We start from the raw sequence: 3287 nt of genomic DNA, 5'->3' as shown, positions 1-3287 counted from the left end.
GCGCCGGGCCGGCGGCCCGCCCCGGCCCGCCCCCGGCCCCGCGGCCGGGCGGCCGGCCGTCCCCCGGCCTGCACAGGGCCCGCGGGCACCGGGCCGCTCCGGGCCCTGCCCGACGCGAGCGGCCGGGCAGGGCCCGGAGACCTTCGGTGCGGTGGATCGCAGGGCGGAGGGCCGCCCCGCGTCGTGGCCCTGCCCGGACGGCACGGCGACGCGGCGGGCGCCCGTGCCCGGGGGCGCCTCCCGGACGGGCCCGGGGCGCGTCGCGGGCCCGGCGGGAACGGCCGGGCAGTGCCTAGCCGCGCGGCAGTTCCGCCCGGGCGGCCTCCAGCGCCGCCGCCAGCCGCTCCGGCGACCGGGTGGAGAGGTAGACGTACGGCGTCGGGTCCTCCGGGTCGCTCACCTCGACCCGCAGCGCCGTCGGCACGTAGCTCCGCAGCAGCATGAACGCCCGCGGATCGGCCTTCGCCGTCCGCCACGCCAGCGCCTCCGCCCGGTCCAGCGGCCGTGCCTCGCCCAGCGCGTCCACCGGGATCCGGGCGTCCCCCGCCACCAGCGACCCCTGCACCACCCGGATCCGGGCCGCCCCGTACCCGCTCAGCGCCGCGGCGCCGAGCACCACGCCGGCCACCAGGCCGATCACCCCCGGCACCGGGCCGAAGCGCAGCAGGATCAGGGCGAGGGAGAGCCCGGCCGCGACGGGCAGCAGCCACCAGGAGCGGGGCGCGGAGAGGCGTTCGTCGTACATGGCTCCATTGTGGGCGCCTCCGGGCCGGCCCCCGCGCAGCCCCCGCCGGGCCGCCCTCCGCGGCGCCCGGTCCGCCCGGGCGCCGTGCCCGCCCCCGCCCCGGGCCGCCCCGCGCACGTGCGGACCGCCGGCCGTGCGGCGGTAGGGTCAACGCCTGTGACCGGACCAACTGCACCCCGGGCGGCAGAGGCCCGGGACGCGGGCCAGGCCGCAGCGCGGCCCGCGACCGCCCCGCCGCCCGACGCCCAGCCCCCCGTGCGCCACCCCGAGGCCCCCGCGCCCGGCACGCTGCTCGGCTCCCACTACGACCACTGCTTCGGCTGCGGCCCCCGGCAGACCCACGGACTCCAGCTGGAGGCGCGGGCCGGCGAGGGCGTCGAGGTCACCGCCGAGTTCACCGTCAAGCCCGTGCACCAGGGCGGTCCCGGCCTCGCCCACGGCGGGGTCCTCGTGACCGCCATGGACGAGGCGCTGGGCTCGCTCAACTGGATGCTGCACACCGCCTCGGTGACCGGACGGCTCGAGACCGACTTCGTCCGGCCCGTCCCCGTGGACACCGTCCTCCACATCCACGCGCGGGTCACCGGCGTGCACGGCCGCAAGATCTACTGTGCCGCCGAGGGCCGCCTCGACGGCCCCGGCGGACCGGTCGCCATCCGCGCCCAGGCGCTCTTCGTCCAGGTCCGGCTGGAGCACTTCACCACCCACGGCCGGCCGGAGGACATCAAGGCCGCCATGGAGAACCCCGACGTCCTCAAGCGCGCCCGAGCCTTCGAGGTGAACCCGTGAGCGCCTCCCACCCCCGGCCGCCCGTGGACATCCTGGTCCGCCGCCTCGACCCCGGCCTCCCGCTCCCGGCGTACGCCCACCCCGGCGACGCCGGCGCCGACCTGCGCACCACCGTCGACGCCGACCTCGCACCGGGTGAGCGCGCCGTCCTGCCCACCGGTGTCGCGATCGCCCTGCCCGACGGCTACGCCGCCTTCGTCCATCCGCGGTCCGGCCTCGCGGCGCGCTGCGGGGTCGCGCTCGTCAACGCCCCGGGAACGGTCGATGCCGGGTACCGTGGTGAGATCAAGGTGATCGTCGTGAATCTCGACCCGCGCGAGCGTGTCGGCTTCCGCCGCGGGGACCGGATCGCCCAGCTGGTCGTCCAGCAGGTCGAGAAGGCCCGCTTCCACGAGGTGGCCGAGCTGCCGGGATCGGCCCGCGCCGACGGGGGCTTCGGGTCGACGGGCGGCCATGCCGCGGTTAGCATGCCCGCGGCCGGGCAGGTATTCACTTCGGCCCCCGACCGGGAAGGACAGTGACCGTGTTCCGTCGTCGCCACAAGAGCGAGGACGCTGTCGAGCAGCTCGCAGAGGACGCCTTCGGCGCTGATGAGTATGCCGACGACGTCGAGGGTGCCGCCTACGCCGAGACCGGATCGGACGCCGACCCGGCGGAGCGTGTCGGGCTGCCGCCCGCTCCCCGGCCGGACGGGCCCTGGGACGTCTCCGAGCTGGAGAGCCCCGAGGAGGGCCGCGTCGACCTCGGCGGTCTGCTGATCCCCGGTGTCGAGGGCATGGAGCTGCGGGTCGAGGTCGCGGGTGACTCGATCGTCGCCGCGACCCTGGTCCTGGGCAGCAGCGCCATCCAGCTCCAGGCGTTCGCCGCGCCGAAGTCGGAGGGCATCTGGGGGGAGGTCCGCGACGAGATCGCCGGCGGGATCACCCAGCAGGGCGGCATCGTCGACGAGGAGGAGGGCCCGCTGGGCTGGCACCTCCGCGCCCAGGTGCCCGTGCAGCTGCCGGACGGCACCCAGGGGGTCCAGCTGGTGCGCTTCGTGGGCTGCGACGGCCCCCGCTGGTTCCTCCGCGGTGTGATCTCCGGCCAGGCCGCCGTGCAGCCGGAGACCGCCGGCGTGCTGGAGCAGGTGTTCCGGGAGACCGTGGTGGTCCGCGGTGAGTCGCCGATGGCACCCCGCGACCCGATCGTGCTCAAGCTGCCCGAGGACGCCCAGATGGTGGCCGACACCGGTGCGGCCCCGGTCGAGGGCGACTCCCGCTTCGCCGGCTCCCACCTGAACCCCTTCGACCGGGGTCCCGAGATCACCGAGGTCCGCTGACCCGCGCTCCGGGACCACGGAACCGGAGCACGCAACGGCAGGACCGAGACCCTCCGGACCGCCCTCGGGCGGTCCGGAGGGTCGATTTGCTTCCGCCGCCGCCGCGGCCGTACAGTTCCACGGTCGCTCGGCGCGGACTCCGCGCAGCGGCACCTCCCGTCGAACATCCGGTGCATTTGCATTCGACATGTTCGGGGAATTCGGCTCACGGAGCGATCCGATCGGTCTGATAGAGTCGGAAAGCGCCGGAAGGCGAAAGCAGGAAAACGCAGGAACCCCGCCGGCGGGGGTCAGCGAAGCGGAGAGAGAAACTCCGCGGGTCTGATAAGCTGGAGACACGGAAGAACGAAGCGCCCGGAGGGGCCCGCAGGGGTCACGAAGGAAGCGTCCGTTCCTTGAGAACTCAACAGCGTGCCAAAAGTCAACGCCAGATAT

General features: G+C 75.6%; 4 protein-coding genes. 3 read left to right on the top strand and 1 reads right to left on the bottom strand.

Going from position 1 to position 3287, the window contains the following annotated elements; genetic code table 11:
* Positions 1 to 292 precede the first annotated feature (292 nt).
* Complete coding sequence (locus LO771_RS27955; RefSeq protein ID WP_230747615.1) at positions 293 to 745, bottom strand: DUF3093 domain-containing protein; 453 nt, start codon at positions 743 to 745, stop codon at positions 293 to 295.
* Positions 746 to 1000: 255 nt separating this feature from the next.
* Between LO771_RS27955 and LO771_RS27950 the strand changes: the two genes are divergently transcribed.
* Genes LO771_RS27950 through LO771_RS27940 form a run of 3 tightly spaced genes read left to right on the top strand, consistent with a single transcriptional unit; the run spans position 1001 to position 2852 of the window.
* Entirely contained in the window at positions 1001 to 1534 is a 534-nt protein-coding gene (locus LO771_RS27950) for a PaaI family thioesterase (protein WP_230747671.1), read from the top strand.
* Positions 1531 to 2055, top strand: a complete 525-nt coding sequence (gene dut, locus LO771_RS27945; RefSeq protein ID WP_230747614.1) for a dUTP diphosphatase — start codon at positions 1531 to 1533, stop codon at positions 2053 to 2055. Before LO771_RS27950 ends, dut begins: the two co-directional genes overlap by 4 nt.
* A gap of 2 nt (positions 2056 to 2057) precedes the next feature.
* Positions 2058 to 2852, top strand: coding sequence for a DUF3710 domain-containing protein (locus LO771_RS27940; protein ID WP_230747613.1), 795 nt, complete (start codon positions 2058 to 2060; stop codon positions 2850 to 2852).
* Positions 2853 to 3287 lie beyond the last annotated feature (435 nt).

The sequence above is a fragment of the Streptacidiphilus sp. ASG 303 genome (assembly GCF_020991365.1).
In the GTDB taxonomy this organism is placed as follows: domain Bacteria; phylum Actinomycetota; class Actinomycetes; order Streptomycetales; family Streptomycetaceae; genus Peterkaempfera.
The sequence above is the reverse complement of the archived record's forward strand: the minus strand, read 5'-3'. Positions and strand labels throughout refer to the sequence as shown.

Bases quoted from the DNA above. Each gene is read 5' to 3' on its own strand.
- LO771_RS27955 (WP_230747615.1), bottom strand. From the start codon at position 745: ATGTACGACGAACGCCTCTCCGCGCCCCGCTCCTGGTGGCTGCTGCCC.